Source organism: Rhizobium sp. UFLA01-1127 (assembly GCF_059803845.1).
Genome location: NZ_JAUQTZ010000250.1, coordinates 1 through 3,819, shown reverse-complemented (window position 1 = coordinate 3,819; position 3,819 = coordinate 1). Strand labels below are relative to the sequence as shown.

Here is a 3,819-nt window from a genome sequence, read left to right as displayed (position 1 = left end):
TCAGGTCGTCCGAAACCGTGCGCATGAACTCGGACAGGATGAAGATCGCGAGCGGCAGGCCCTGAGCGGTATAAACGAGGATCAGCGCTGTCAGCGTGTTGACGAGGCCGGCGGCGACCATGCCCTGCAGGATCGCAACGGTTCCGAGGCGGATCGGGATCATGATGCCGATCGCCAGGTAAAGCCCCATGACCGTATTGCCGCGGAAACGATATTCCGACAGCGCGAATGCGGCCATCGCTCCGAACAGCAGTGTCAGGATGATTGAGACGATCGTCACGACGAAGCTGTTCTGGAAATAGGTGAGGAAGTCCCCCTGCTTCAGAACGGTATCATAGCCGATCATGCTGAAGGAGGATGGCGTCGGGACGCTCAAGGGCGCGCGGAAGATCGAAGCGCGATCCTTGAAGGAGTTGATGACGGTCAGGAACACCGGGAAGATGGCGACCAGCGTATAGGCGATAAGCGCCAGATGCACGAAGCCGGTACGGACAAGGGAAGTGCGTGCCTTGGACATGGGTCGCGCTCCTCAGAACTGGTAGCGGCGGATGCGCCGCTGGACGATGAAAAGATAGAAGGAAACGCCGGCAAGGATGATGAGGAACATCACCGTCGCGATCGTCGCGCCCATCGAGCGGTCGCCGAGCTGTAGCTGGAAGCCGAAGAAGACGCGGTAAAGAAGCGTGCCGAGAATATCCGTCGAGCCGTCCGGCCCTGCCAACGCACCCTGCACGGTATAAACCAGATCGAATGCGTTAAAATTGCCGACGAAGGTCAGGATCGAGATAATGCCGATCGCCGGCAGCACCAGCGGCAGCTTGATCTTCCAGAATTGGCTCCAGCCGGTGATGCCATCACATTCGGCAGCTTCGATGACTTCTTCCGGGATATTGAGCAAAGCGGCATAGATCAGCATCATCGGGATGCCGACATATTGCCAGACCGAGATCAGCGCGACGGTGATCAGCGCCGTGCTCGGCTTGCCGAGCCAGGGCGCAAAAACCGATTTCAGACCGATCACGTTCAAAAGTTCGGGCGCGACACCCCAGAGCGGCGACAGGATCAGCTTCCAGATGAAGCCGACGACGACGAAAGAGAGCAGTGTCGGCAGAAAGATGGCCGTCCGGTAGAAGGCGACGAAGCGCAGCTTCGGCAGGGACAAGAGCGCGGCCAGCGCGACACCGATCGGATTCTGCACACACATGTGGATGGCGAAGAAGATCAGGTTATTGCGCAACGCGTTCCAGAAATCATGCGCCCACCGTTCGTCACCGAACAGGACCTTGAAATTGTTCAACCCGACAAAGACGGACTGATTGTCGACGACATTGTAAAGCGACAGCCGCAAGGTCTCGATCAGCGGCAGGATCATGACTGCCGTGTAGACAACGAAGGCCGGGAAAAGGAAAACGAGGATATGCCAGCGTTTGGTTCGTCTGATCGGCGTGACCTCAAGGACATCTGATGACGCGGCGTCGCTCATGGCTTTCTGCCTGCTTTTCTTGGCTGCATGCCGACGCAGCAGCTCTAAGGTTCAAATCCACCCGGCGCTCCGGCTCTCAAGCGGGCTGGAAACGACCTCGGGCGTGTGGAATGCAAAGGCGAAGCGATCGCCGTTCGATCCGAAATAATGAAGAGGGCGAGGAACCTGTAAGGTCCCTCGCCCGCATGCCGCAGTTGTTCACTTACCGGGCTTGTACCAGCTGTCGAGACCCTTCTGGAGCTTCTTGGCAGCGTCATCTGGCGTATCCGTGCCGTTGATCACGTTTGCGGATTCGGTCCAGGTCTCGTTTTCCAGATTCGGCGTCCCGCGCGACAGGATCTGATAGGTGGAGCGAACGGTCGACTTGTGATTGCCACGCCAGGAAACGAATTCCTGCGCAAGCGCATCGCTCATTTTTACCGGATGCGAGTTCAGGCTGAAGAAGCCAGGCAGCGAGTTGGCATAGATGTTGGCGAACTCGTCGGAAGCAACCCAGCTCAGGAACTTCTTGGCTTCTTCCTGATGCTTGCTTTTGGCGTTCAGGCCGACGCCGATATCCGGATGATCGGAGATGTAGGCGGCGTCACCGGCCTTGGCAACCGGCGGCGGGAACGCACCCATCTTGAACTGCGCCTGGGTGTTGAAGAGAGCAATTTCCCAGGAGCCGGCCGGATAGATCGCGGCCTTGCCGAGCGTGAAGAGGTTCTGGCTGTCGGAATAGCTCTGAGCCTCGAAGCCATCGCCGAGATAAGGCTTCCACTTGGCCAGCTCCTTGTAGGGATCGACCCATGGAGCATCCGTCAGCTTTTCCTTGCCAGCAATGAGAGCCTTGCGGCCTTCCTCACCCTTCCAGTAGTTCGGGCCGATATTCTGATAGCCCATGGTTGCCGCTTCCCACAGATCCTTCGTACCCATGGCCATCGGAATGTAGGTGCCGTCAGCCTTGATCTTGTCGAGAACGGCAAAGAACTCGTCACGAGTCGCCGGGACTTTCAGGCCGAGCTTGTCGAAGGCATCCTTGTTGTAGATGAAGCCGTGGATGACCGAAGCCATCGGGACGCAGAAAGTCGACTTTCCGTCGTCGGTCGACCATGCGGCCTTGGCGACAGCCGAGAAGTTTTCCATACCCTTCAGGTTCGTCAGATCAACGAGATGCTTCTTGTTGAAAAGGTCGAGCGAGGCATCGAACGGACGGCAGGTAATGATATCGCCAGCAGAGCCGGCGTCGAGCTTGGCATTCAGCGATGCGTTGTATTCGGTCGGCGCCGTCGGCGAGAAGACGATCTTGATGCCCGGATTCTTCGCTTCGAAAGCCGGAATGATCTTTTCCTGCCAGATTTGCAGGTCGTCGTTACGCCAGCTTTCAACGGTTAGCGTTACATCGGCCGCATGCGCCAGAGTGACTGACGTCAGCAGGCTCGATGCAAGAAGCAAGCCTTTCAGAACATTGGCTTTCATTTCCCTCTCCTGTTTTCCGCGCCCGCAGCAGGCGCTGTTTTCGATCTGAAAATCCGCTGGCCTGTCCGCGAAAACGGTCAGCGCCCCATGGGGACCGCCACGGTTGCCGATCCCCCATGCAAAAGGCTTCAGGGGCAAGCTGCCCGATCCGCCAAATCAATTGCCGCTCGACCGCCTACAGGCGGAGGTGCTGCAAGAACCATGCGGGAAATCCATGACGAACGCCGAAGCGCGATCCTCCTGATAAGAGCGGTTCGGGACAACGACGAGGTGCGCGCCTTTCCGCGTCACCCACCGGCTGTTGTTCTTCTGCCGGTTTTGCCGATGTCCGTTCGCATTGTTCCCTTGCTCCGAATTAAGGCCAAAAAAATACCAATTGTCCAGCCGATTTTAACCTTCAGACGTAAAAAGATCGGCGTTCATAATTTTATTCATATAATTCAAATAGATATTTGGAAAGAAAAATCAGGGGGCCATCTATTGGTAAATGGTATTTTTTTGGTATTGTATGAAAAACAGGTAACGGGCAACATCCGGAGATATGATGGGGCAGTTTGCAATTGGTATCGATGGTGGCGGCACGAGTTGCCGGGCAGCTGTCACAGACGGCACGGGGCAGGTGCTTGGCATCGGCAAGGCCGGCGCGGCGAACATCCTCTCGGATCTGGAAAACTCGCTGATCCATATCGTAGCCTCGGCAAGACAGGCGCTGATCGATGCAAAGCTGGCCCCTGAACTGCTGCAGAAACTGCCCGCAGTTATCGGAACAGCCGGGGCCAATGTGGGCAACTATGGCAAGCAGGTCGAAGGCGCCCTGCCCTTTGCGAGCACGCGAGTGGTAACAGACGCGACGATAGCGCTTCAAGGAGCGCTCGGCG

Annotated in this window: 3 protein-coding genes and 1 pseudogene; 1 reads left to right on the top strand and 3 read right to left on the bottom strand. The window is 57.1% G+C overall.

Annotated features, from left to right (window positions below):
* From Q4Q11_RS31165 to Q4Q11_RS31155, 3 genes are all read right to left on the bottom strand, one after another.
* Positions 1-517, bottom strand: a 517-nt coding sequence (locus Q4Q11_RS31165; protein ID WP_498571902.1) for a carbohydrate ABC transporter permease, incomplete at its 3' end; no start/stop codon positions are given.
* A 12-nt stretch (positions 518-529) separates the two neighbouring features.
* On the bottom strand, positions 530-1,483 hold the full coding sequence (locus Q4Q11_RS31160) for a carbohydrate ABC transporter permease (protein WP_112513135.1): 954 nt from the start codon (positions 1,481-1,483) through the stop codon (positions 530-532).
* A 198-nt stretch (positions 1,484-1,681) separates the two neighbouring features.
* Positions 1,682-2,941: an ABC transporter substrate-binding protein gene (locus Q4Q11_RS31155; RefSeq protein WP_498571901.1), complete on the bottom strand. Its 1,260-nt coding sequence runs from the start codon at positions 2,939-2,941 to the stop codon at positions 1,682-1,684.
* Between the two features lie 544 nt (positions 2,942-3,485).
* Here Q4Q11_RS31155 and Q4Q11_RS31150 point away from each other — a divergent pair.
* Positions 3,486-3,819, top strand: a pseudogene (locus tag Q4Q11_RS31150) (glucosamine kinase nucleotide-binding domain-containing protein); the annotation flags it as partial.

Excerpts from the sequence above, each read along its gene's own strand:
- Q4Q11_RS31160 (WP_112513135.1), bottom strand. The coding sequence starts at position 1,483 with ATGAGCGACGCCGCGTCATCAGATGTCCTTGAGGTCACGCCGATCAGA.
- Q4Q11_RS31155 (WP_498571901.1), bottom strand. The coding sequence starts at position 2,941 with ATGAAAGCCAATGTTCTGAAAGGCTTGCTTCTTGCATCGAGCCTGCTG.